The sequence below is a fragment of the Micromonospora sp. NPDC005710 genome (genome assembly GCF_040630995.1).
Taxonomy (GTDB): Bacteria; Actinomycetota; Actinomycetes; order Mycobacteriales; family Micromonosporaceae; genus Micromonospora.
This window is the reverse complement of the sequence record NZ_JBEXYP010000002.1, coordinates 295418-318010: the sequence shown is the minus strand read 5'-3', so window position 1 is coordinate 318010 and position 22593 is coordinate 295418. Positions and strand designations below refer to the sequence as shown.

The following is a 22593-nucleotide window of genomic DNA, read 5'->3' as shown; positions in this document are numbered from 1 at the left end:
GTATGTCCTTCCGCCTGAGCTACCGGGCCGACCCGGGTAACCCCTGGTTCTCCTGGCAGTACGTGCGGGACAACTCTGACACGATCCTCGCCGCGGTGCGCGAACACGCCTCCCTCACCGGGCGGGCGGTGTTGATAGCGGTGCTGATCGCGCTTCCGTTGTCCGTGCTGGCGTACTGGTTCCGGCCGCTCGCCGGGCCGATCCTCGCCGTCAGCGGGGTCGTCTACACCATCCCGTCGTTGGCGCTCTTCGCGTTCATCGCCCCCTACCTGGGCACCGGGGCGACCACGGTGCTGGTGGGGCTGGTCCTCTACGCGCTGCTGCTGATCGTGCGCAACGTGGTGGCCGGTCTCAACCAGGTGCCTCCGGAGGTCCGCGAGGCCGCCGAGGGCATGGGTTACGGCAGGTGGAGGCGCCTGTTCCGGATCGACCTGCCGCTGGCGCTGCCGGGCATCGTGACCGGCGTACGGCTGGCGACCGTCTCGACGGTGGCGTTGGTCACTGTCGGGGTGCTGGTGGGGCACGGCGGCCTCGGGCAGTTGATCTTCGCGGGCTTCCAGAACAACCTCTACAAGGCCGAGATCATGACCGCCGCGCTGCTCTGCGTGGCGCTCGCTGTGGTGCTCGACCTGCTGCTCATCCTGGTCGCCCGACTGGTGACCCCCTGGTCCACCCGGAGGGCACGGTGACCGTCGCGGCGAACCCGATCGGCCAGGCGGTCACCTGGATCAACGACCCGTTGAACTGGACCAACCCCGGTGGCCTGCTGGACCGGCTCGGCGAGCACCTGACGATCTCGGCCCTGGCGGTGGCGCTCGGCTGCCTGGTGGCCTGGCCGCTCGGGCTCTGGCTGGGGCACGTCGGCCGAGGCGGCGGCCTGGTGGTGCTGATCTCCAACGCCACCCTGGCCATCCCCACGCTGGCACTGCTGACGATCCTGCCGGTGGCCTTCGCCAGCGGCTTCGGCAAGACACCAGTGGTGGTGGCGCTTGCCGTCTTCGCCGTGCCACCGCTGCTGGCCAACGCGTACACCGGGGTGCGGCAGGTGGACCCGGAGGCCCGCGACGCGGCCCGGGGGATGGGCCTGTCCGGCGCGCAGCTGCTGCGCCGGGTGGAGTTGCCGCTCGCGGTGCCCTACCTGGCGGCCGGCTTCCGGACGGCGGCGGTCCAGGTGATCGCGACGGCGGCGCTGGCGTCCTTCGTCAACGGAGGCGGCCTGGGCCAGATCATCCGGACCGGCTTCGGCATCGGTATCGCGGCCGGGGGCGGGCAGATCGTCGCCGGCGGTGTGCTGGTGGCCGGGCTCGCGCTGCTGGCCGAGGTGGTCCTCGGCGGCGTCGAACGGCTGGTGACCCCCAAACCGCTGCGGCGCGGCCGCCAGCGCCTGGGCCGGCCCCGGGCCGCCGACGCCACCGGGAGCGCCTGACCCGTCCGGGTGAGCCCGCGTCGAGTCGGCGACCCACTTTCGTCCGATCGGTGACGATGAGGTGACGAAGTCCATCCCAAGTTGTCGGTCGCCTCCGGAGCATGTTGGGTGGACATTCGCGGGCGACCGACAGTCAGGATCGCCCGTCGGACACGCGGCCGGCCCGGAACGGGCCGCGCCGGGACACGGAAGGCGGGCACATGCGCGCACGTACACGTCTGGCGATCGGGGCTGTCAGCGCCGTCGCTGGGGCAGCGCTTCTCACCGGGTGCGGTGACGCCGGTTCGTCCGGCACCGACGCACCCCAGACGAGCGCTTCCGGCGCCGGGTGCGCCCCGGTCGCCGGTCAGCAGCTCATCGCCCTGCAGGACGACAAGAAGCTCCAGAACTCCGACAACGTCATCCCGGCGGTCAACAGCAAGGCGGCGAACCCGCAGTTGCTCGCCGCACTGGACAAGGTATCCGCCACGCTCGACACCCCGAAGCTGATCCAGCTCAACAAGGCGGTGAACGAGGACCGCAAGACCGCCAAGGTGGCGGCCGAGGAGTTCGCCAGCGCGAACAACCTCACCGCGGGCATCGCCAAGGGCCCGGGCGGCGACATCACAGTGGGCGCCGGCAACTTCGCCGAGAGCCAGATCCTCGGCGAGCTGTACCGGATCGCGCTCACCGCCGCCGGCTACCAGGTGAAGGTGCAGCAGATCGGCAACCGGGAGCTCTACGAGCCCGCGCTGGAGAAGGGCGAGATCCAGGTCGTCCCGGAGTACGCGGCGACGATGGCCGAGTTCCTGAACACCAAGGCCAAGGGCGGCACTCCTCCGCCGGTCTCGTCGCCGGACATCAACGCGACGGTCACCGCGCTCAAGGCCGAGGGCGACAAGGTGGGCATCACCTTCGGCACCCCGGCCGCCGCGCAGGACCAGAACGCCTTCGCGGTGACGCAGGCGTTCGCCGACAAGTACGGCGTTCGGACCCTGTCCGAGCTGGCGGCCAAGTGCTCCGGCAGCGCGACGGTGCTCGGTGGCCCGCCGGAGTGCGAGCAGCGCCCGTTCTGCAAGCCGGGCCTGGAGAAGACGTACGGCCTGTCGGTCGGCAAGTTCTCCTCGCTGGACCAGGGCGGACCGCTCACCAAGAGCGGGCTGCGTGACGGCTCGATCAGTGTGGGCCTGATCTTCTCCTCGGACGGTGCCTTCGCCACCAGCTGAGCCTGTTCCGCACGAGCTGAGGACGCCCCCGCCCGGACCGGGCGGGGGCGTCCGCGCGTCCGGGGACCCCGTTCCCTCCGATGGTTGTCGTCGGTAGGCTGCACACCCATGCCAGCCCCGGCCATCACTGACGCCCGGCGTCGACCATCGCTGCTGACAGTGCTCTTCTGGGCGGGCGTCGCTCTCGCGCCAGTGGCGGCGCTGATCCTGCTGGTGGCCGACGGCAACGGCCCGCTGCGTTTCGCCGCGGTGCTCGCCATCCTCGCGGTGGTGCTCATCGGTCTCTCCATCGCGCTGCGGCCCGACGGCGAGGGCGACTCGGCCCGCACCGACGAGCTGCAGGACGAGATCGAGGAGCTGCGTCGAGAGTTGCGCGGCGAGATCGTGGCCGCCGCCCAGCGCGGTAACCAGGCACTCGACCAGGCGCAACGGGCCCAGGAGGGGATCGCCGCGGTCCGCCGCCGCCTCGACGCCAGCGGTGCCGCGCTCGCCGGTGCGGCCCCCGCTGTCGAGCCGGCCGGCCCCGGGCGGGCACGGGTGCCTGCCGTCGAGCCGCCGGTGGACGACGCACCGGTCGCCCGGAGCCGGGTCCAGGGCGACGCGCCGGCCGGCCGGGCCCGGGTGTCCGGCCCCGACGAGGCGCCCCGCTGGGGGCACCCCGAGCACCCCGCCGACGACGAACAGAGGTACGCCCGGGAGGCTCCGGAGCCGGCCGCCGCCGGGATGTACGGCGGGGAACGGCCGGCCGCCACCGCGTACGGCTCGGCGCGCTCCCGGGAGCAGGACCGCCCCGAGGCGGCGCACCGGCCGGGTGGCGTGGTCCGACACACCGAGACCGTGCACGTGACAACGCGACACACTGTGGTGGACGGCGGCCCGGCCGAGTCGTCCGGGCGCTACGGCGGCGGGTACTCCGGGCAGTGGACCGCACCCGCGCAGGAGTGGACCCGGGGCGGCGACGCGGAAGACCGCCCCCGCCCAGCCGGCCGGGCGAGGAGCGAGCCGGAGGAGCGCCCCGGAGCCGGGTACGGCGACGCGCCGGGCTGGACGGGCCGCCACGACGAACCGGAGTGGACCGATCGGCGCGACGGCTACGCCCAGCGCGACGAGCCGGCACCGGCGGCCCGCTCGCACCGCAGCCCGGAGCGGCCGGCAGCGGAGTCGTGGGACAGCCCCGAGGATCGGGGCTGGTCGGAGCAGCGGGAGCGGGCGGGTGCCGCCGCACCGCAGCCCGGGCCGCCGCTGAGGGCCGACGACACCGGCGAGTACTGGTCGCAGTTGCGGACGGGTGACCGGTGGGCCGCCGTCCGCGACGACGAGAACGGGCGCGAATTGCGGGTCGGCGAGCGCCGGGCCGAGGTGCACGCCGACGCCACCGGCACCGAGTACCGGGTGGCCGACCGCTGGGCCGCCGTCCGCCACGAGGACCCGCGCCGTGCCGAGGACGCCGGCCGCTACGGGGACCCGCGCCGTGCCGAGGACGCCGGCCGCTACGGGGACCCGCGCCGTGCCGAGGACGCCGGCCGCTACCAGGAGTCGCGCCGCTACGAGGACGCCGGCCGGTACGAGGAGCGGGAGTCGTACCCCCGGGACGAGCCGGCGCGACGCCACGACCGCGACGGTGGCCGGCGGGCCGAACCGGCACCGCCCGCACTGCCGGTCGGTGGTGTGCCGGTGCCAGACGAGTGGCGCCCGCCGCGCCAACGCGGCCACCAGGCCGAACCCGAGCCGGAGCGGCCCGGCCGGCGGCGGGTCGAGGAGCGCTACGGCTACCCGCCCCAGGACGACGTACCGCGGGCCGGTGGCACGCCACCCGCCGACCGCTGGCGGTGACCGGTCAGGCGGTTCGGCTCACTTGTCGATGTCGCCGACCACGAAGAACATCGAGCCGAGGATCGCGATCAGGTCCGGGACCAGGCAGCCGGGGAGCAGGGTGGCCAACGCCTGCACGTTCGCGTACGAGGCGGTGCGCAGCTTCAACCGCCACGGCGTCTTCTCACCCCGGGACACCAGGTAGTAGCCGTTGATGCCGAGCGGGTTCTCCGTCCAGGCGTACGTGTGCCCCTCCGGTGCCTTGAGCACCTTCGGCAGCCGGGTGTTGATCGGCCCGGTCAGCCGGTCCACCCGGTCGAGGCACTGCTCGGCGAGGTCCAGCGACGCGTACACCTGGTCGAGCAGCACCTCGAAGCGGGCGTGACAGTCGCCGGCGGTCTTGGTGACCACCGGCACGTCCAGCTCGTCGTAGGCCAGGTAGGGGTCGTCGCGGCGCAGGTCCAGGTCGAGCCCGGACGCCCGGGCCACCGGCCCGGACGCGCCGAACGCGGCGGCGTCCGCGGCGGAGAGCACGCCCACGCCGACGGTACGGGCCAGGAAGATCTCGTTCCGTCGGATGAGGTGGTCCAGGTCGGGCAGCCGTCGGCGTACCTCGCCGATGGCCGCACGGGCCCGCCCGGTCCACCCGTACGGCACCTCCTCCTTGAGGCCACCCACCCGGTTGAACATGTAGTGGATCCGGCCGCCGGAGACCTCCTCCATCACCGCCTGGATGGTTTCGCGTTCCCGGAAGGCGTAGAAGATCGGTGTGATCGCCCCGATCTCCAACGGGTACGAGCCGAGGAACATCAGGTGGTTGAGCACCCGGTTCAGCTCCGCGAGGGCCATCCGCAGCCAGGTGGCCCGCTCCGGCACCTCCATGCCCATCAGGCGTTCCACGGCGAGCACCACACCCAGCTCGTTGGAGAACGCCGAGAGCCAGTCGTGCCGGTTCGCCAGCACGATGATCTGCCGGTAGTCGCGTACCTCGAAGAGCTTCTCCGCGCCCCGGTGCATGTAACCGACGATCGGTTCGCAGGCGACCACCCGCTCGCCGTCGAGCACCAGCTTCAACCGCAACACACCGTGCGTGGAGGGGTGCTGCGGGCCGATGTTCAGCACCATGTCGGTGCCGAGCTGCTGATCACCGGTGCCGGGGATCAGCCCGGCCCCGGTGCCGACGGTCAGTTCACGGAGGTCCCCGGCGTCGGTGGTCATGCCCGTCATCGTGCCACGGCCGTTCCGAGGGGGACGCCGACCGGCTGACGCAACCACAGGTGCCCGCCGAGGCCGGCCGGGTCGGTCAGTTCGGCCACCGCCGACGCGGCGGCCAGCGCCCGCACGTAGCCGACCGGGTCGGTGCCGGCCAGGCTGAGCGGCGGTCGCCCGCCGTCGGCCCCGAGCGTCCGCAGCGCCTCCCGCTGCACGACCAGGGAGTACGCGCACCGGGCGACCGCCGCACCAGCGGAGGCGACGGAGTCCATGGCGACGTGTGCGGTGACATCACCCGACCCGTCGGGCACCGGAGGCACCTGCCGCCCAGCCCGGTACCCGGTCAACGTCCCGTCGACGGGCCGTGCCTCCCGCAGGTGCCCGTAGTCGACAGCCACCGCGAGCCCTCGGCTGATCTTCCGGACCGCGTTGGCCCAGGCTTCGTCCCTGGTCCGACCGATCTCGGCCCTTCCCTGGTTGCGGTGGGGGGTTTCGGGGCAGCCCGGCCGGCTCCGGGCGGTCAGGCTTGATCCCTGCGCCGGCCGGGCTGCCCGGAAACCCGACTCGCTCGCGCTTGTCACGTCGCCCCGGGTAACCCCCGGATTCGGGTAATTGTCCGTACTGGGCGAGGCTCCAGGGCTGGGCCACCAGGTCGTCAGCCAATCAAGATCAGCCGGGCTGACCAGCGCACCGATCGACTCGGCACCGCTCTCGGGGTCGACAAGCACGTACCGCCAGCCGTCCTCGGCGTGCACCGCCACGTCGAGCGGGACGTTGTCAAGCCACTCGGTGGCGATCAACAGTCCGGTGATGCCGGCGGGGATCTCGGCTGTCCAGTTGATCTCTTCGGGCAGGTTCTCGGGGCGGTCTGCGTACTCGACTGCTGTAAGGCGGATCCGCGCCGCGAGCGACGGGCGGGCGGTGCCGGACGACGGCTCGTCGGGCGTCTGACCGGCGGAGGCCATGGGAGTCGGGGTTTCCGGGGAGCCCGACCACGGAGGGATCAAGCCTGACTGCCCGGAGTGGGCGGGCTCCCCGGAAACCCCCACCGCAACCCCGATGGACGCCAGGAGTTCCCCACGCCCTGCCCCGACGTCCACGACGTCGAGCGGGTCCGGGTGGCCGAGGGCGGCGTCCACCTGTTCGAGCAGCCGCAGCAGGGCGGTGGCGAAGGCCGGGGACGCGTGCACGCTGGTGCGGAAGTGGTCGGCCGGCCCGCTGCCGGCGACGAAGAAGCCGCCCGGCCCGTAGAGGGCGCTGGCCATGGCGTCCCGCCACCGGATCGGCCCCGGTTCATTCCCGCGTCGCGCGTCGGTCACCGTGCCGACCCTACGGTCGCCCGCGAGGTGCCCGCGTCGCCACGCCCGCGCCGGCCCCCGTCGATCAAGGAGTTGTGGTGGGCGACAATTGCCCTACCCGCTGCTAAAACAGGCACCACTACTCCATGATCGACGCGGGCTGGTCCGGCGTGCGGACGGGGCGTTCCGGCGGTGGTGAAGGTTTTCACACATGCTTGTCCGGGTTCGGTAGGGCGGGCGCATACTTGCGTCGACCGGTACCCCTTCTCGAGGACTGGATCGTCGTCATGAGCGCACCGTTGCGCCCGCGTCCGGCCGCCCCGCACGGGCCCGCCGCCTCGTGGGATCGCGCCGTTCCCGGCGCCCGCGCCACCTCTCGTCTGCTCACCGTCGGTGTCGTTGGCGCCGGTCGGGTCGGTGCCGTGCTCGGTGCCGCGCTCGCCGCCGCCGGGCACCGGGTGGTCGCCGTCTCCGGCAGTTCCGGTGCCAGTCGCGCCCGCCTCGCCCTTCTGCTGCCCGAGGTGCCCCGCCACCCGGTCGCCGCCGTGGCCCACGCCGCCGCCGACCTGCTGCTGATCGCCGTACCGGACGACACCCTGGCCGGTGTGGTGACCGACCTCGCCGAGCGGGGTGCGTTGCATCCCGGCCAGATCGTGGCGCACACCTCCGGAGCGCACGGCCTGGCGGTGCTCGGGCCGGCCGTCGCAGCCGGCGCCCGGCCGCTCGCCCTGCACCCCGCGATGACCTTCACCGGTACGCCGGACGACCTTTCCCGACTGGACGGCATCTCGTACGGGGTGACCGCCCCGGCGGAGTTGCGTCCGCTGGCCGCCCGGCTCGTTGCCGACCTCGGTGGCGTACCCGAGTGGGTGGCCGAGTCGGACCGCCCGCTTTACCACGCCGCGCTGGCCCACGGCGCCAACCACCTGGTGACCCTCGTCAACGAGGCGACCGACAGGTTGCGGGACGCCGGGGTGTCCCGGCCGGAGAAGGTGCTCGCCCCGCTGCTGCGGGCCGCCCTGGAGAACGCGCTGCGGCTCGGCGACGACGCGTTGACCGGCCCGGTGTCCCGAGGCGACGCGGGCACCGTGCAACGGCACCTGGACCGGTTGGCGGCCACCGCGCCGGAGTCCGTGCCCGCGTACCTGGCGCTGGCCCGTCGTACCGCCGACCGGGCGATCGCCGCCGGCCGGCTGCGGCCGGTGGACGCACAGTCGCTGCTCGGCGTGCTGGCCGACAGCGGTCGGGAGGTGGCCGCGTGAGGAGTGAGCCGGTTTTGCGAGCCCCGCAGTCGCGAGCCCAGGGTGACGCTGTGAGCGCGAGGAGTGAGCCGGTTTTGCGAGCCCCGCAGTCGCGAGCCCAGGTGACGCTGTGACCCGGGTGGTGCACACACGCGCCGACCTGACCGAGGCCCGGGCCGGGTTGAAGGGCACTGTCGGGGTGGTGATGACCATGGGCGCGCTGCACTCCGGGCACGAGACGTTGCTGCGCGCGGCCCGGGAGCAGGCCGACCACGTGCTGGTGACGATCTTCGTGAACCCGTTGCAGTTCGGCCCGAACGAGGACTTCGACCGCTACCCGCGCACTCTCGACGCCGACCTGGAGGTCTGCCGGCGGGCGGGTGCCGATCTGGTCTTCGCCCCGTCGGTGGCGGACATGTACCCGGACGGGCAGCCCCGCGTACGCCTCGATCCGGGTCCGCTCGGCGGTGAGTTGGAGGGGGCGAGCCGCCCCGGCTTCTTCCATGGCGTTCTGACAGTGGTGCTGAAGTTGCTTCAGCTCACCCGGCCGGACCTGGCGTTCTTCGGCGAGAAGGACTATCAGCAGCTCACCCTGGTCCGGCGGATGGCCCGCGATCTGGACGTGCCGGTCGAGGTGGTCGGTGTGCCGACCGTCCGGGAGTCGGACGGGTTGGCGCTCTCCAGCCGCAACCGTTACCTGAGCGAGCCGGAGCGGGCCGCGGCGCTGAGTTTGTCCGCCGCACTGCGGGCCGGTGCGCGGGCCGCCGACGACGGTCGGGACGCGGGGGCGGTGCTGACCGCCGCGCACGCCGCGTTCGGCGCCGGTACGCCGGGTGCCCGCCTCGACTATCTGGTGCTCACCGACCCCGAGTTGGAGCCGGGGCCGGTGTCCGGGCCGGCCCGGCTGGTCATCGCCGCGTGGGTGGGCGCCACCCGGTTGATCGACAACGCCGAGATCCACCTCTCCCCGCGCCCCTGACCCGGCCGCACCTACCTCCACCAATCCCGCGAAAGGCCACCCCGATGTTGCGGACCATGCTCAAGTCGAAGATCCACCGGGCGACGGTGACCCAGGCCGACCTGCACTACGTCGGTTCGGTGACCGTGGACGAGGACCTGCTCGACGCCGCCGACCTGATCCCCGGGGAGCAGGTGGCGATCGTGGACGTCACCAATGGCGCCCGCCTGGAGACGTACGTGATCCCGGGCGAGCGGGGCAGCGGTGTGATCGGCATCAACGGTGCCGCCGCGCATCTGGTGCACCCCGGTGACCTGGTCATCCTGATCTCCTACGGGCAGATGGACGACGCCGAGGCCAGGTCGTACCGGCCACGGGTGGTGCACGTCGACGCCGACAACCGGGTGATCGAGTTGGGTGCCGACCCGGCTGCGGCGGCGCCCGGCACGGCCGGAGATCCGGTGCCCAGCCCGCTGGCGGTGTCCGGAGTCTGATCCCGCGTACCGCGATTCCGGTCTGTTACCGGAAGGTCATTTCCGGTTACCCTGGGCAGGCTGGCGGAAGCCGGCCGGTGGCTGGGGGAGGCCGCGATGCGCCGTGCGATGACGTCAGTGTTCGCCGCTGCCGTGACGGCAGTGTTGCTGGTGGGCTGCGCCGGGTCCGGCGGCCTGGACGGTGACCTGACCGATGACTGGAAGGCGTTGCCGGCGGCGTCGGCGTTCACCCCGGCCGCCGGTGTGTGTCACGCCGCCGACTTCATCGACCTGGTCGGTCTGGCCAGCTACGAGCCGGTGGACTGCGCCGGGCCGCACCGACTGGAGACCGTTCACGTCGGAGTGTTCCCGGCGGAGCGGACGAAGGCTCCGGCGGGTGGTTCGCCGGAGCTGCGGGGCGCGTTCGCCGAGTGCGACACCCGGGCTACCGGTTACGTGGGTGACGAGTGGCGGGCGGGCCGGTTGCGGCTGTCGGTGGCGCTGCCGAACGGGCCGGGCTGGGCGGCGGGTTCCCGGTGGTTCCGGTGCGACCTCACCGAGTTGACCACTGTCGAGGCGACGGCCACAGTGGTGGTCCGTTCGGGCAGCCTGCGGGACGCGTTGAAGGGAGCCACCGGGCTGCGCCTCGGTTGCCAGCAGACCCGCGGGGGCGCCGGCCGGGGGTTGCAGACGCTGACAGCGATGGAGTGCGGCAAACAGCACGACGCCGAGTTCGTCGGGGTGTGGCGCGCACCGGACCGGGCGTACCCGACCCGGGATGCCGACTGGGCACCGCTCTACACGGGGTGTCGCAGCATCCTGGCTCGGTACGTGGGCGTTCCGGACGACACCGAGCTGCGCGTCCGCAGCGGGGTGGTGGTCCGACCGCCGGGGGCGGGGCGCTGGAAGGTCGGTGACCGGGGCGTCCGCTGCTACCTGTGGCTCAGCCACCGTACGGTGACCGCCTCGCTGAAAGGGGTGGGCCCGGCTGGCCTACCGATCCGGACGAAGTGACAGCGGCCTGACGGTAGGCGCGGCGGGGCGCGTGCCGGACGGGGTAGCCCACAACACTCGTCCCGCCCCCGCCGCCCCGAGCGAGGATGGTTCGGGTTGACTGAGGGCATGGATCTCCCGACCGTCGACCTGCCTGCCCTGCCCGCGCTGCTGGCGGCGCCCGCGCCCGGTTGGGTGGAGACCACCGACGTGATCGTGGTGGGTTCCGGCGTGGCCGGGTTGACCGCGGCGCTGCACCTGCGGGAGGCGGGTCTGCACGTCACGGTGGTCACCAAGGTCAACATTGACGACGGCTCGACCCGGTGGGCGCAGGGCGGCATCGCCGCCGTCCTCGACCCGGCGGACACCCCGGCGGCGCATGCCCGGGACACCGAGGTCGCCGGGGTGGGGCTGTGCGACAGCGCGGCGGTCCGGGTGCTCGTCGAGGAGGGCCCGACCCGGCTCCGTGAGCTGATGCGGATCGGCGCCGAGTTCGATCGCCACGCGGACGGCTCGCTGATGCTCACCCGCGAGGGTGGGCACCGGGCGGACCGGATCGTGCACGCCGGCGGGGACGCCACAGGTGCCGAGGTGCAGCGGGCCCTGCACGCCGCCGTGCAACGCGACCCGTGGATCCGGCTGGTCGAGCACGCCCTCGTGCTGGACCTCCTGCGCGCCCCCGGCGACGGCCCGGACGGGCTCGGCCCGGCCTGCGGGATCACCCTGCACGTGCTGGGCGAGGGCAGTGAGGACGGCGTCGGCGCGTTGCTGGCCCGTGCTGTCGTACTCGCCACCGGCGGAATGGGGCAGGTCTTCTCGGCCACCACCAACCCGGCGGTCTCCACCGGGGACGGCGTGGCGTTGGCGTTGCGGGCCGGCGCGGCGGTGACCGACGTCGAGTTCGTCCAGTTCCACCCGACCGCGCTGATCACCCCGCCGGGCGCGGGGGTGCCCGGCGCCGGGCACGCGCAGCAGCCGCTGGTCTCGGAGGCGCTGCGCGGCGAGGGCGCCTACCTGGTGGACGGGGACGGCAAACGGTTCATGGTGGGCCAGCACGAGTTGGCCGAGCTGGCACCCCGGGACGTGGTGGCCAAGGGCATCCACCGGGTGCTGCTGGCCACCGGCGAGGATCACGTGTTCCTCGACGCGCGGCACCTGGGTGGTGACTTCCTGGCCGGCCGGTTCCCCACCATTGTGGCGTCCTGCCTGGCGATCGGCGTGGACCCGGCGACCGACCTGATCCCGGTGGCGCCGGCCGCCCACTACGCCTCCGGCGGCGTCCGCACCGATCTGCGCGGTCACACCTCCATCCCCGGCCTGTACGCCTGCGGCGAGGTGGCCTGCACGGGCGTGCACGGCGCGAACCGGCTGGCCAGCAACTCGCTGCTGGAGGGTCTGGTCTTCTCCCGGCGGATCGCCGAGGACATCGCTGCCGGCCTGCCGGAGCAGGCCCAACCGGCGGACACCGGGGCGTGGCGGGGAGGTGCGGGCTGGGTGCTGCCCGCCGAGGTGACGCCGACCCTGCAACGGGCGATGACCAGAGGGGCCGGGGTGCTCCGGTCCGCGGCGACGCTGGCCGGGACGGCCGGGACGCTCACCGAGCTGGGCGTGGCCCGGGGTCGACCGCGCACCGCCGACTGGGAGGCGACGAACCTGCTGACTGTGGCGTCGACGCTCGTCGCCGCCGCGTACGCCCGGAGCGAGACGCGGGGCTGCCATTGGCGGGAGGACTTCCCGACGGCCGACGAGCGGTGGCTGGGCCACCTCGTCGGGGCGGTCGGGGCACAGGGCCGGGTGACGCAACAGTGGGAAGGACGGGCATGACGGAGTCGACGCAGGCGGCGTTGCGGGCGGCCGGGCTGGATCCGGAGCACGTACGGCAGGTGATCGAGGGCGCTCTGGTCGAGGATCTGGGCCCGGATCTCCTCGACGTCACGAGCGTGGCCACCATTCCGGCGGAGCAGACCGACACCGCCGAACTGGTGGCGCGCGCGGACGGGGTGGTGGCCGGGATGGCGGTGGCCGCCGCAGTGTTCGAGTTGGTGGGCGAGGTGACGGGCTTCGGTCGTACCGTCGAGGTGTCGGTGGTGGCCCGCGACGGCGAGCGGGTGGCCCGCGGTGACGTGCTGGCGACGGTGTCCGGACCGACCCGGCTGCTGCTGACTGCCGAGCGGACGGCGCTCAACCTGCTCTGCCGGATGTCCGGGGTGGCCACCCACACCCGTGCCTGGGCCGACGCGTTGGCGGGCACGAAGGCGATGGTGCTGGACACCCGCAAGACGACGCCGGGCCTGCGGGCGCTGGAGAAGTACGCGGTGCGGGCCGGCGGTGGCACCAACAAGCGGATGGGCCTCTACGACGTGGCCATGATCAAGGACAACCACAAGCTGGCGGCCGGCGGCATCACGGCGGCGTACCGACGGGTCCGGGAGGCGTTCCCGGAGGTGCCGGTGCAGGTCGAGGTGACGGGAGTCGACGAGGCGGTGGAGGCGGTGGAGGCCGGGGCGAACTTCCTGCTCTGCGACAACATGTCGCCGGAGGTGCTGGCCGAGGCGGTGACCGCGGTGGGTGACCGGGCGGAGCTGGAGGCGACCGGGGGGCTGACCCTGGAGGTGGCCGGCCGGTACGCGGCCACCGGCGTGGACTTCCTCTCGGTGGGTGCGCTCACCCATTCGTCGCCGATCCTGGACATCGCGATGGACCTGCGTACCGGGTAGTTGTCTAGGCTGCGTCCGTGCTGCTCTGCATCGACATCGGAAACACCAACACCGTGCTGGCGACCTTCGACGGCGACCGGCTGGTGCACTCCTGGCGGATCAAGACCGACGCCCGTTCAACGGCGGACGAGCTGGGTCTGATGTTCCGGGGTCTGCTCGCCGGGGACAACGTCGAGATCACCGGTGTGGCCGCCTGCTCCACGGTGCCGGCCGCGCTGCGATCGCTGCGTACCATGCTCAGCCGTTACTACGCCGACCTGCCGAGCGTCGTGGTCGAGCCGGGGGTACGGACCGGGGTGCAGTTGGCGATCGACAACCCGAAGGAGGTCGGCGCGGACCGGGTGGTGAACACCCTTGCCGCGTACACCCTCTACGGCGGGCCGTCGATCGTGGTGGACTTCGGCACCACCACGAACTTCGACGTGATCAGCGAGCGCGGTGAGTTCCTCGGCGGTGCGTTCGCCCCGGGCATCGAGATCTCCTTCGACGCGTTGGCCGCCCGGGCCGCCCAGCTGCGCAAGGTCGAGGCCACCAAGCCCCGCTCGGTGATCGGCAAGAACACCGTGGAGTGCCTCCAGGCCGGCCTGTACTTCGGCTTCGCCGGGCAGGTGGACCGGATCGTCGAGCGGATGACCGAGGAGTTGGGTGAGGTGCGCGCGGTGATCGCCACCGGTGGCCTCGCCTCTCTCGTGATCAACGAGTGTCGCAGCATCACCCACCACGAGCCGATGATCACGCTGATCGGCCTGCGGATGGTCTACGAGCGCAACCTCTGACCCCGGCCGCCGTCGGGCGCCGGCCTGGTGCGCACGTCAGCGCCGCCGGGCGCGCAGCACGAGCGTCCGGTACGGCAGTTCGACGGTGTCCCGGCCGACCAGGGCCGGGTGGGTGTTCAGAAGGTCCGTCAACTCCCGTGCCACGAGTTGCTGATCCTCGGTGGAGGCGGTGAGCCAGTACGAGCGGGTGCGGACCACGCCGAGCAGTTCCTCCGGCGTGAGCGTGGTGCGGTGCGGGAACTCGCGCTGCTCGACGGTGTCGAACGCGGGGCCGAAGTCGGGGCGCTCACCGATGAGCTCGAGGGTCGACCTGTCCCCGAAGTGCGCGATGCGACCCAGTTCCGCCACCCAGTCGACGCTGTCGTCCCGAATGTTCCAGATCGGGGCGAAGGTGCCGCCGGGGCGGAGCACCCGGGCGATCTCGGCGTGCGCGGGCTCCCTGTCGAACCAGTGGTACGCCGTTCCCACGAGCACCGCGTCCGCCCCCGCGTCCGGCAGGGGTACGGCCTCGGCGCTGCCCGCGAGCGCCGTCGTGCCCGGGGTGCTGGCGGCGAGTTGCGTCCGCATCCCCTCATCGGGCTCGACCGGTACGACGTCGTGGCCCAGGGCCAGGACGGCCCGGCTCAGGAGGCCGGTGCCCGCCGCGAGATCGACCACCCGGGCCCGGCTCAGCCCGTCGAGCGCCCAGCTGACCGCAGCCTCCGGATAACCTGGCCGAAACCGGTCGTAATCACTCGCGGCGGCGCCGAACGACAGGGCATGAGTGTGATCGACCATGACGGGCAGGTTATCCCGTAACGGCCTCCGGAGCGCTTGAGTACGCTCGGGCCTGACCCCTGTATCTCCGTGACGAGGAAGCGTGCCGTGACCGAGCAGAACCCCGTGCCAGTGGACCCCGCCGACGACCTTCCCGAGCAGATGAAGGTCCGCCGGGAGAAGCGGGACCGGATGCTCGCCGAGGGCGTCGAGCCCTACCCGGTCGGCTTCCCCCGCACCACCACCCTGGCGCAGGTCCGGGCGCGCTACGCCGACCTGCCGACCGACACCGCCACCGGCGACCAGGTCGCAGTCACCGGCCGAGTGATCTTCGTACGCAACACCGGCAAGCTCTGCTTCGCGACCCTGCGGGACGGCGACGGCACCGAGTTGCAGGCGATGCTCTCCCTGGATCGGGTCGGGCCGGAGCGGCTGGAGGCGTGGAAGCGCCTCGTCGACCTCGGCGACCACGTCGGCGTCACCGGCGAGGTGATCACCAGCCGCCGGGGTGAGCTGTCGGTGCTGGCCCAGCAGTGGGAGATGACCGCGAAGGCGCTGCGTCCGCTGCCGGTCGCCCACAAGCCCCTCTCCGAGGAGGCGCGGGTCCGGCAGCGTTACGTCGACCTGATCGTCCGGCCGCAGGCACGGGAGATGGTGCGCACCCGGGCCGCCGCGGTCCGCAGTCTGCGCGATTCACTGCACGGTCAGGGCTTCATCGAGGTGGAAACGCCGATGTTGCAACTGCTGCACGGGGGTGCGACAGCCCGACCGTTCGTGACCCACAGCAATGCGTTGAACACCGATCTGTATCTGCGAATCGCTCCGGAACTGTTTCTCAAGCGCGCTGTGGTCGGCGGCGTCGACCGCGTCTTCGAGATCAACCGCAACTTCCGTAATGAGGGTGTCGACTCTTCGCACTCACCGGAGTTCGCGATGCTGGAGACGTACCAGGCGTACGGGGACTACGACACGATCGGCGAGTTGACCCGCAATCTTGTGCAACAGGCGGCGATCGCGGTGAGCGGCTCGACGGTGGTGACCCACGCCGACGGTCGGGAGTTCGACCTGGGCGGTGAGTGGCGGTCCGTGCCGCTGTTCGGCGTGCTTTCCGAAGCACTGGGCGAGGAGGTCACCGTTCGCACCGAACGCTCCCGCCTGGTCGAGTACGCGGACAAGGTGGGATTGGCAGTGGACCCGAAGTGGGGCCCGGGCAAGTTGGCCGAGGAGTTGTTCGAGGAACTGGTCGTCCCCGGCCTTCAGGCGCCCACCTTCATCCGGGACTACCCGGAGGAGACCAGCCCGCTGACCCGGGCGCACCGCACCGAGCCGGGGCTTGCCGAGAAGTGGGACCTCTACATCCTCGGTTTCGAGTTGGGCACCGGGTACTCCGAGCTGATCGACCCGATCGTGCAGCGGGAGCGGCTGGTGGCCCAGGCGCAGCTCGCGGCTCGCGGCGACGACGAGGCGATGCGTCTCGACGAGGACTTTCTTCGGGCGATGGAGTATGGAATGCCACCGGCCGGCGGTATGGGAATGGGAATCGACCGGCTCTTGATGGCCCTCACCGGGCTGGGAATTCGGGAAACGATCCTCTTCCCGTTGGTCCGCCAGGAGTAGTCCCGTCCGGGCACACGCCGAGCCGTAACCGGATCCTATTGACGCGACGAGCGCCACGCGGGTTATTGTGCTCTCGTTAGCAGGAGCACCCTGCTCGAAAGGAATGTGGGACGTGGCCAAGCAGATCATTCACAAGCTGGTCGATGACCTGGACGGCGGGGACGCGGACGAGACCGTCAAGTTCGCCCTCGACGGCGTTCAGTACGAGATCGACCTGTCGAGCGCCAACGCCGCGAAATTGCGCGATGCATTTGCCTCGTACGTGGGTGCCGGCACCAAGGTCGGCCGGGGCGGCGTGGTGATCGGTGGACGGGCCGCCCGCGGTCGGGGTGGCGCGACCGCCGATCGGGAACAGAACAAGGCGATCCGGGAGTGGGCCAAGAAGTCCGGCAAGGACATCTCGGACCGGGGCCGTATCCCGCAGGAGATCGTGGACGAGTTCCACGCTAAGCGCTGATCCGCGAGCAACCTGGTGGCCAGCCGCCACCGCCTGGGCGACACCGACACCGACGCCGGGCCGGAGTACTTCTCCGGGCCGGCGTCGCCGTTTCCACGGCCGGCGCCCCCCGTGTCCGCGGCCGGGAAGCAATCCGTGTCGGCCGACGTTGTCCACAACCAGTGGACCGGTTTTCCACAGCCTGTGGACAACCTCCCCCGGGGCCGGGCGCGGCGCTCGTCGTGACCACCGGTCCACCCCTTCGGGGCCGTCCGGACCGCCTCCGGACCCCCGATCGGGCCTCCGTCGGGGCAGTCGGATTTCGCTCTGCGCGTAGCGACAGGGCTACCGGAACACCTCCTGAGCGCGGACGGTTGTGCAAAACGACGTGGAACCGACCCAGAGCAGAGACACACGACCTCAGCTGAGTCGGTCAGCGACGATAGAGTAAGGAGGCACGGACGCCCGTCCTGGACGTTCGTGCACCGGCCCCGCCAAGATCTTGACCATCAAGGCGCACGGCACGTGAGGAGCACGAGGGCATGTTCGAGCGGTTCACCGACCGAGCGCGACGGGTTGTCGTCCTGGCCCAAGAAGAGGCCCGGATGCTCAACCACAACTACATCGGTACGGAACACATCCTGCTGGGCCTGATCCACGAAGGTGAAGGCGTCGCGGCAAAGGCCCTGGAGAGCCTCGGCATCTCCCTGGAGGGCGTCCGCCAGCAGGTCGAGGAGATCATCGGCCAGGGCCAGCAGGCGCCGAGCGGGCACATCCCGTTCACGCCGCGGGCCAAGAAGGTGCTTGAGCTGTCGCTGCGCGAGGCGCTGCAGCTCGGCCACAACTACATCGGCACGGAGCACATCCTGCTCGGGCTGATCCGTGAGGGCGAGGGCGTTGCCGCCCAGGTGCTGGTCAAGCTCGGCGCCGACCTCAACCGGGTCCGCCAGCAGGTGATCCAGCTGCTCTCCGGCTACCAGGGCAAGGAGCCCGCCGCGGCGGGTGCCGCGCCGGGTGAGGCCGCGCCGTCGACGAGCCTGGTGCTGGACCAGTTCGGCCGCAACCTGACTCAGGCCGCCCGCGAGGGCAAGCTCGACCCGGTCATCGGGCGCGAGAAGGAAATCGAGCGGGTCATGCAGGTGCTCTCCCGCCGTACCAAGAACAACCCGGTCCTGATCGGTGAGCCCGGCGTCGGTAAGACCGCCGTGGTGGAGGGGCTGTCCCAGAAGATCATCAAGGGCGAGGTGCCCGAGACCCTCAAGGACAAGCAGCTCTACACGCTCGACCTGGGCGCGCTCGTCGCCGGTTCCCGCTACCGCGGTGACTTCGAGGAGCGCCTCAAGAAGGTGCTCAAGGAGATCCGCACCCGCGGCGACATCATCCTGTTCATCGACGAGATCCACACCCTGGTGGGTGCGGGTGCCGCCGAGGGCGCGATCGACGCCGCGAGCATCCTCAAGCCGATGCTGGCCCGTGGTGAGCTGCAGACCATCGGCGCCACCACGCTCGACGAGTACCGCAAGCACCTGGAGAAGGACGCCGCTCTCGAGCGCCGCTTCCAGCCGATCCAGGTGGGTGAGCCGTCGCTGGCCCACACCATCGAGATCCTCAAGGGCCTGCGTGACAGGTACGAGGCTCACCACCGCGTCAGCATCACCGACGCCGCTCTGGTGGCTGCCGCAACCCTGGCCGACCGCTACATCTCCGACCGCTTCCTCCCGGACAAGGCGATCGACCTGATCGACGAGGCCGGTGCACGGATGCGCATCCGTCGGATGACCGCGCCGCCAGACCTGCGTGACTTCGACGAGCGCATCGCCCAGGTGCGTCGCGACAAGGAGTCCGCGATCGACGCGCAGGACTTCGAGCGCGCGGCCCAGCTGCGCGACAAGGAGAAGCAGCTCCTCGGGCAGAAGGCTCAGCGGGAGAAGGAGTGGAAGGCCGGTGACCTGGACGTCGTCAGCGAGGTCGACGACGAGCAGATCGCCGAGGTTCTCGGCAACTGGACCGGCATCCCGGTCTACAAGCTGACCGAGGAGGAGACCTCGCGCCTGCTGCGCATGGAGGACGAGCTGCACAAGCGCGTCATCGGCCAGGAGGACGCGGTCAAGGCGGTCTCGAAGGCGATCCGGCGTACCCGGGCCGGCCTGAAGGACCCGAAGCGCCCGTCGGGCTCGTTCATCTTCGCCGGCCCGTCCGGTGTCGGTAAGACCGAGCTGTCCAAGGCGCTCGCCGAGTTCCTCTTCGGCAGCGAGGACGCCCTCATCCAGCTGGACATGTCCGAGTTCCACGACCGCTACACCGTGTCGCGGCTCGTGGGTGCCCCTCCCGGCTACGTCGGCTACGACGAGGGCGGGCAGCTGACCGAGAAGGTGCGGCGTCGGCCGTTCTCGGTGGTCCTCTTCGACGAGATCGAGAAGGCCCACCCGGACGTGTTCAACACGCTCCTGCAGATCCTCGAAGACGGTCGGCTCACCGACGGCCAGGGTCGGATCGTGGACTTCAAGAACACGGTCATCATCCTGACCACCAACCTGGGCACCCGAGACGTCGCCAAGGCGGTGTCGCTGGGCTTCCAGCAGTCGGAGGACTCCGAGTCCAACTACGACCGGATGAAGCAGAAGGTCAACGACGAGCTCAAGCAGCACTTCCGGCCTGAGTTCCTCAACCGGATCGACGACACGATCGTCTTCCACCAGCTGCGTCAGACCGAGATCCTCTCGATCGTGGACATCATGATCCAGCGGATCGAGGGCCAGCTGCGCAACAAGGACATGGGTCTGGAGCTGACCGACAACGCCAAGAAGTACCTGGCCGCGAAGGGCTTCGACCCGGTGCTCGGTGCCCGTCCGCTTCGTCGCACGATCCAGCGCGACATCGAGGACAACCTCTCCGAGCGGATCCTGTTCAACGAGCTGACCCCGGGTCAGATCGTCGTGGTCGACTGCGAAGGCGACCCGGACGACATCGACAACTCCAAGCTCGTCTTCCGAGGCTCGGACAAGCCGGTTGAAGTTCCGGACGCCGTCCCGGCCGACCTCGGTGGCACCGCCGCTGGCACCGCCGCCGCAGGCGTGGACGAGTAACAACGATCAGCGAGGGCGGGGCCCCGGTGGCGCAACAAGCCACCGGGGCCCCGCTTTGTCACGTCACCCACCGGCCAACCCCGCCGTTTCCCCGCTCGTCGTCGCCGATCCCACCCGGCCGCGCCCACCTGAGGCCCCGCGCCCACCGAGCCAGGCGCCGTGTTCGCGCGAAGCGCCGTGCTCGCCGAGCCGTGTGCCGTGCTCGAGCCGCGCAACATCAGGGAAGGTGTCGCCTCGCGGCGTTCGGAGGCAGCACTTTCCCTGATGTTGCGGGCCGGCGCAGGGAGGTGGCCGCAAGATCGCACTACATCCTGGTTGTAGTGGCATCCCAGGCGCTTGACACCACTACATCCAGGATCTAGCACGATCTTGGGAGGAAGGGCCGTGGGGCGCGAGCATGCGGGGTGTGCGGGGGCCCGTGTGTCTCCGCTGGATGGGCGGGAACGGGTGCGTCAGGAGGTGAGGTCGGCGGTCGGGAGGGACGGGCCGTCGCCGACCAGGCGGAAGGAGTCGGTGCCGGCCGGTTCGACAAGCCCGTCCTGCACCAGGCCAGCGAGGGCGCGGGCGCGTTGCACGTCGTCGGTCCAAACCTGGTCCAGCCGCTGGTGGGGGACCGGCCCGGTGCTGTCCCGGAGCACTCCGAGCAGCAGGCCGCGTACCTGCCGGTCGGTGCCCGCGTACCGCTGGGGTCGGCGGGTCGGTCCCGCCGGCGCCACCTGGCCGGACGCCCGCCACGCGCACACCGACTCGACGGGGCAGGCGGTGCAGCGAGGTGACCGGGCTGTGCAGATCACCGCGCCGAGTTCCATGAATGCTGCGCTGGCCAGCGCCGCCGCGGCCGGTTCCGGTGGAAGCAGCTCCTCGGTGGCGACCAGGTCGGCTGGTCGGGTGGCCGGTCCAGCGTCGGGTTCGCCGGCAACCGCCCGACACACCACCCGGCGGACGTTCGTGTCGACGACCGGGTGTCGCTGCCCGTACGCGAAGGCGGCGACGGCCCGTGCCGTGTACGTGCCGACGCCGGGCAGTGCCAGCAGTTGCTCGAGCCGGTCCGGCACCTGGCCGCCGTGCCGCTCGACGATCGCGACCGCGCAGTCGCGCAGCCGGACGGCCCGACGGGGGTAGCCGAGGCGTCCCCACATGCGGATCGCCTCGGCGGGGGTGTCCGCCGCCAACGCGGCGGGGTCGGGCCAGCGGGCCAGCCACGCCTGCCAGGCCGGCACGACCCGGACCACTGGTGTCTGCTGGAGCATGACCTCGCTGACCAGGATGGCCCACGGGGTGACCCCGGGTTCACGCCAGGGCAGGTCACGGGCGTGTTGTTGGAACCACCGGCTGACCAGTGTGGCGAAGTCGGGTTGAGTCATGGCGTCGTCGATGATGTCACGTTCGGCGTTCCCGTTGGGTGGGCGGCTCGGGCGGGGTGCCACGTGCTCGTCCGGTGGGCGGGGGAGAATGCGCGGATGAACGAGCTGGCGATCACCGTCATCGGTCGGGACCGGCCGGGCATCGTGGCCGACGTCGCGGAGGTGCTGGCCCGACTGGGTGCGAACCTCACCGACAGCACGATGACGCGGCTGCGGGGACATTTCGCGATGACCCTCATCTGCACCGGCCCGGCCGCCGCTGAGGTCGAGGCGGCACTGGCGTCGCTGGCCGCCGAGGGTCAGTTGTTGGCGACGGTACGCGCTGTCACGCCGGACGGTGATGTGCCTCCGGCGGGTGAGCCGTACGTGATGGCGGTGCACGGTTCGGACCGGATGGGGATCGTGGCGGCGATGACGCGGGTGCTGGTGGACGCGGGTGGAAATGTCACCGACCTGAGTACGCGGTTGACCGGGGCGCTGTACGTGGTTCTGGCGGAGGTCGAGTTGCCGGCCGGTGTGGCGGACACTCTGATCGACCGGTTGCACCGGACGGCTGCCGAGTTGGGCGTGGAGGTCACTCTCCGGCCGGCGGACCCGGATCTGTTGTGAGCGGCGAGGAGCGCGGGCCGGACGTCGGCCTGGGGGACTGGACGCCGGAGTCGCTGGATGTGCCGGGCGAGGTGCGGGCGGTGGTGTCCGCCCCGCATCCGGTGCTGAGTCGGGCTGCGGACGAGGTTGATCCCACGGCCAAGGAGACGGTCCAGCTCGCTGCCGATCTGGTGGCCACGATGAGGGTTTCCCCGGGTTGTGTGGGTTTGGCCGCGCCGCAGGTCGGGGTGGGTGCTCGGGTCTTCGTGGTGGATGTGACGGGGCACCCGAAGGCGGTGACCGTGCACGGCGCCTTCGTGCTGTGCAACGCGCGGGTGGTCGAGGCGACGCGCTGGAAGCCGGGCCGGGAGGGCTGCATGTCGGTGCCGGACCTGACCGGGGACGTGAAGCGGGCCAGTCGGCTGGTGGTGGAGGGTGACCTGCCGGGCAGTGGGGAGCCGGTCCGGTTGGTGACCGACGGGTTCGAGGCTCGGGCGTTGCAGCACGAGATCGACCACTGCGCGGGGCTACTCTTCCTGGATCGGGTGGCCGGTGCGCACGCGGTCTATCAGCGCAAGGTCTACCTGTGATCGGGTGCCCGGCCGTCCTCAGTGGACGCTGTGCTGAGCGCCCCG

20 protein-coding genes are annotated in these 22593 nt (G+C 71.5%); 16 read left to right on the top strand and 4 right to left on the bottom strand.

Annotated features, from left to right (window positions below):
- Positions 1–2 precede the first annotated feature (2 nt).
- The 4 genes from ABZ406_RS03790 (at position 3) to ABZ406_RS03775 (ending at position 4464) form a co-directional block, all read left to right on the top strand.
- The gene (locus ABZ406_RS03790; protein ID WP_238658416.1) at positions 3–689 is read left to right on the top strand and encodes an ABC transporter permease; all 687 of its coding nucleotides are present in this window, start codon (positions 3–5) and stop codon (positions 687–689) included.
- The gene (locus tag ABZ406_RS03785) at positions 686–1426 is read left to right on the top strand and encodes an ABC transporter permease (RefSeq protein ID WP_357755801.1); all 741 of its coding nucleotides are present in this window, start codon (positions 686–688) and stop codon (positions 1424–1426) included. The genes ABZ406_RS03790 and ABZ406_RS03785 overlap by 4 nt, the downstream gene beginning before the upstream one ends.
- A gap of 200 nt (positions 1427–1626) precedes the next feature.
- Positions 1627–2631: a glycine betaine ABC transporter substrate-binding protein gene (locus tag ABZ406_RS03780; protein ID WP_357755800.1), complete on the top strand. Its 1005-nt coding sequence runs from the start codon at positions 1627–1629 to the stop codon at positions 2629–2631.
- Between the two features lie 108 nt (positions 2632–2739).
- Positions 2740–4464: a hypothetical protein gene (locus tag ABZ406_RS03775; RefSeq protein WP_357755799.1), complete on the top strand. Its 1725-nt coding sequence runs from the start codon at positions 2740–2742 to the stop codon at positions 4462–4464.
- 18 nt (positions 4465–4482) lie between these two features.
- On the opposite strand, the gene ABZ406_RS03770 is transcribed toward ABZ406_RS03775, so the two are convergent.
- Positions 4483–5670, bottom strand: coding sequence for an NADH-quinone oxidoreductase subunit D (locus tag ABZ406_RS03770; RefSeq protein WP_355005951.1), 1188 nt, complete (start codon positions 5668–5670; stop codon positions 4483–4485).
- Positions 5667–6920: an SAM-dependent methyltransferase gene (locus tag ABZ406_RS03765; protein WP_357755919.1), complete on the bottom strand. Its 1254-nt coding sequence runs from the start codon at positions 6918–6920 to the stop codon at positions 5667–5669. Before ABZ406_RS03765 ends, ABZ406_RS03770 begins: the two co-directional genes overlap by 4 nt.
- 320 nt (positions 6921–7240) lie before the next feature.
- Between ABZ406_RS03765 and ABZ406_RS03760 the strand changes: the two genes are divergently transcribed.
- The 7 genes from ABZ406_RS03760 (at position 7241) to ABZ406_RS03730 (ending at position 14111) form a co-directional block, all read left to right on the top strand.
- Positions 7241–8215 carry a Rossmann-like and DUF2520 domain-containing protein gene (locus tag ABZ406_RS03760; RefSeq protein ID WP_357755798.1) on the top strand — a complete coding sequence of 325 codons (975 nt, stop codon included), beginning with the start codon at positions 7241–7243 and terminating at the stop codon, positions 8213–8215.
- Between the two features lie 109 nt (positions 8216–8324).
- The gene (panC, locus tag ABZ406_RS03755; RefSeq protein ID WP_357755797.1) at positions 8325–9173 is read left to right on the top strand and encodes a pantoate--beta-alanine ligase; all 849 of its coding nucleotides are present in this window, start codon (positions 8325–8327) and stop codon (positions 9171–9173) included.
- A 44-nt stretch (positions 9174–9217) separates the two neighbouring features.
- A complete protein-coding gene (panD, locus tag ABZ406_RS03750; RefSeq protein WP_357755796.1) occupies positions 9218–9646 on the top strand; it encodes an aspartate 1-decarboxylase in 429 nt (142 codons plus the stop codon).
- Between the two features lie 96 nt (positions 9647–9742).
- Positions 9743–10639: a septum formation family protein gene (locus tag ABZ406_RS03745; protein WP_357755795.1), complete on the top strand. Its 897-nt coding sequence runs from the start codon at positions 9743–9745 to the stop codon at positions 10637–10639.
- A gap of 108 nt (positions 10640–10747) precedes the next feature.
- Entirely contained in the window at positions 10748–12442 is a 1695-nt protein-coding gene (locus ABZ406_RS03740; protein ID WP_357755794.1) for an L-aspartate oxidase, read from the top strand.
- Positions 12439–13335 carry a carboxylating nicotinate-nucleotide diphosphorylase gene (gene nadC, locus ABZ406_RS03735; protein WP_357755793.1) on the top strand — a complete coding sequence of 299 codons (897 nt, stop codon included), beginning with the start codon at positions 12439–12441 and terminating at the stop codon, positions 13333–13335. Before ABZ406_RS03740 ends, nadC begins: the two co-directional genes overlap by 4 nt.
- 17 nt (positions 13336–13352) lie before the next feature.
- Complete coding sequence (locus ABZ406_RS03730) at positions 13353–14111, top strand: type III pantothenate kinase (protein WP_357755792.1); 759 nt, start codon at positions 13353–13355, stop codon at positions 14109–14111.
- A gap of 36 nt (positions 14112–14147) precedes the next feature.
- Here ABZ406_RS03730 and ABZ406_RS03725 read toward each other — a convergent pair whose 3' ends face one another.
- A complete protein-coding gene (locus ABZ406_RS03725; protein WP_357755791.1) occupies positions 14148–14888 on the bottom strand; it encodes a class I SAM-dependent methyltransferase in 741 nt (246 codons plus the stop codon).
- Positions 14889–14975: 87 nt separating this feature from the next.
- Here ABZ406_RS03725 and lysS point away from each other — a divergent pair, with 87 nt between their 5' ends.
- The 3 genes from lysS to ABZ406_RS03710 all read left to right on the top strand — a co-directional run bounded on the left by lysS (position 14976) and on the right by ABZ406_RS03710 (position 20006).
- Positions 14976–16484, top strand: a complete 1509-nt coding sequence (lysS, locus tag ABZ406_RS03720) for a lysine--tRNA ligase (RefSeq protein WP_357755790.1) — start codon at positions 14976–14978, stop codon at positions 16482–16484.
- Positions 16485–16596: 112 nt separating this feature from the next.
- Positions 16597–16941 carry an Lsr2 family protein gene (locus ABZ406_RS03715; RefSeq protein ID WP_357755789.1) on the top strand — a complete coding sequence of 115 codons (345 nt, stop codon included), beginning with the start codon at positions 16597–16599 and terminating at the stop codon, positions 16939–16941.
- A gap of 521 nt (positions 16942–17462) precedes the next feature.
- Positions 17463–20006 carry an ATP-dependent Clp protease ATP-binding subunit gene (locus tag ABZ406_RS03710; RefSeq protein WP_196920089.1) on the top strand — a complete coding sequence of 848 codons (2544 nt, stop codon included), beginning with the start codon at positions 17463–17465 and terminating at the stop codon, positions 20004–20006.
- Positions 20007–20458: 452 nt separating this feature from the next.
- Here the strand turns inward: ABZ406_RS03710 and ABZ406_RS03705 are convergent, their stop codons facing one another.
- Positions 20459–21370 carry an A/G-specific adenine glycosylase gene (locus ABZ406_RS03705; protein WP_357755788.1) on the bottom strand — a complete coding sequence of 304 codons (912 nt, stop codon included), beginning with the start codon at positions 21368–21370 and terminating at the stop codon, positions 20459–20461.
- A 96-nt stretch (positions 21371–21466) separates the two neighbouring features.
- On the opposite strand from ABZ406_RS03705, the gene ABZ406_RS03700 reads away from it, so the two are divergent.
- Both ABZ406_RS03700 and ABZ406_RS03695 read left to right on the top strand, forming a co-directional pair.
- Positions 21467–21979: an ACT domain-containing protein gene (locus ABZ406_RS03700; protein ID WP_355419506.1), complete on the top strand. Its 513-nt coding sequence runs from the start codon at positions 21467–21469 to the stop codon at positions 21977–21979.
- Positions 21976–22548 (top strand): peptide deformylase, encoded by a 573-nt coding sequence (locus ABZ406_RS03695; protein WP_357755787.1) that lies wholly within the window; start codon positions 21976–21978, stop codon positions 22546–22548. The genes ABZ406_RS03700 and ABZ406_RS03695 overlap by 4 nt, the downstream gene beginning before the upstream one ends.
- The last annotated feature ends 45 nt before the right edge of the window (positions 22549–22593 follow it).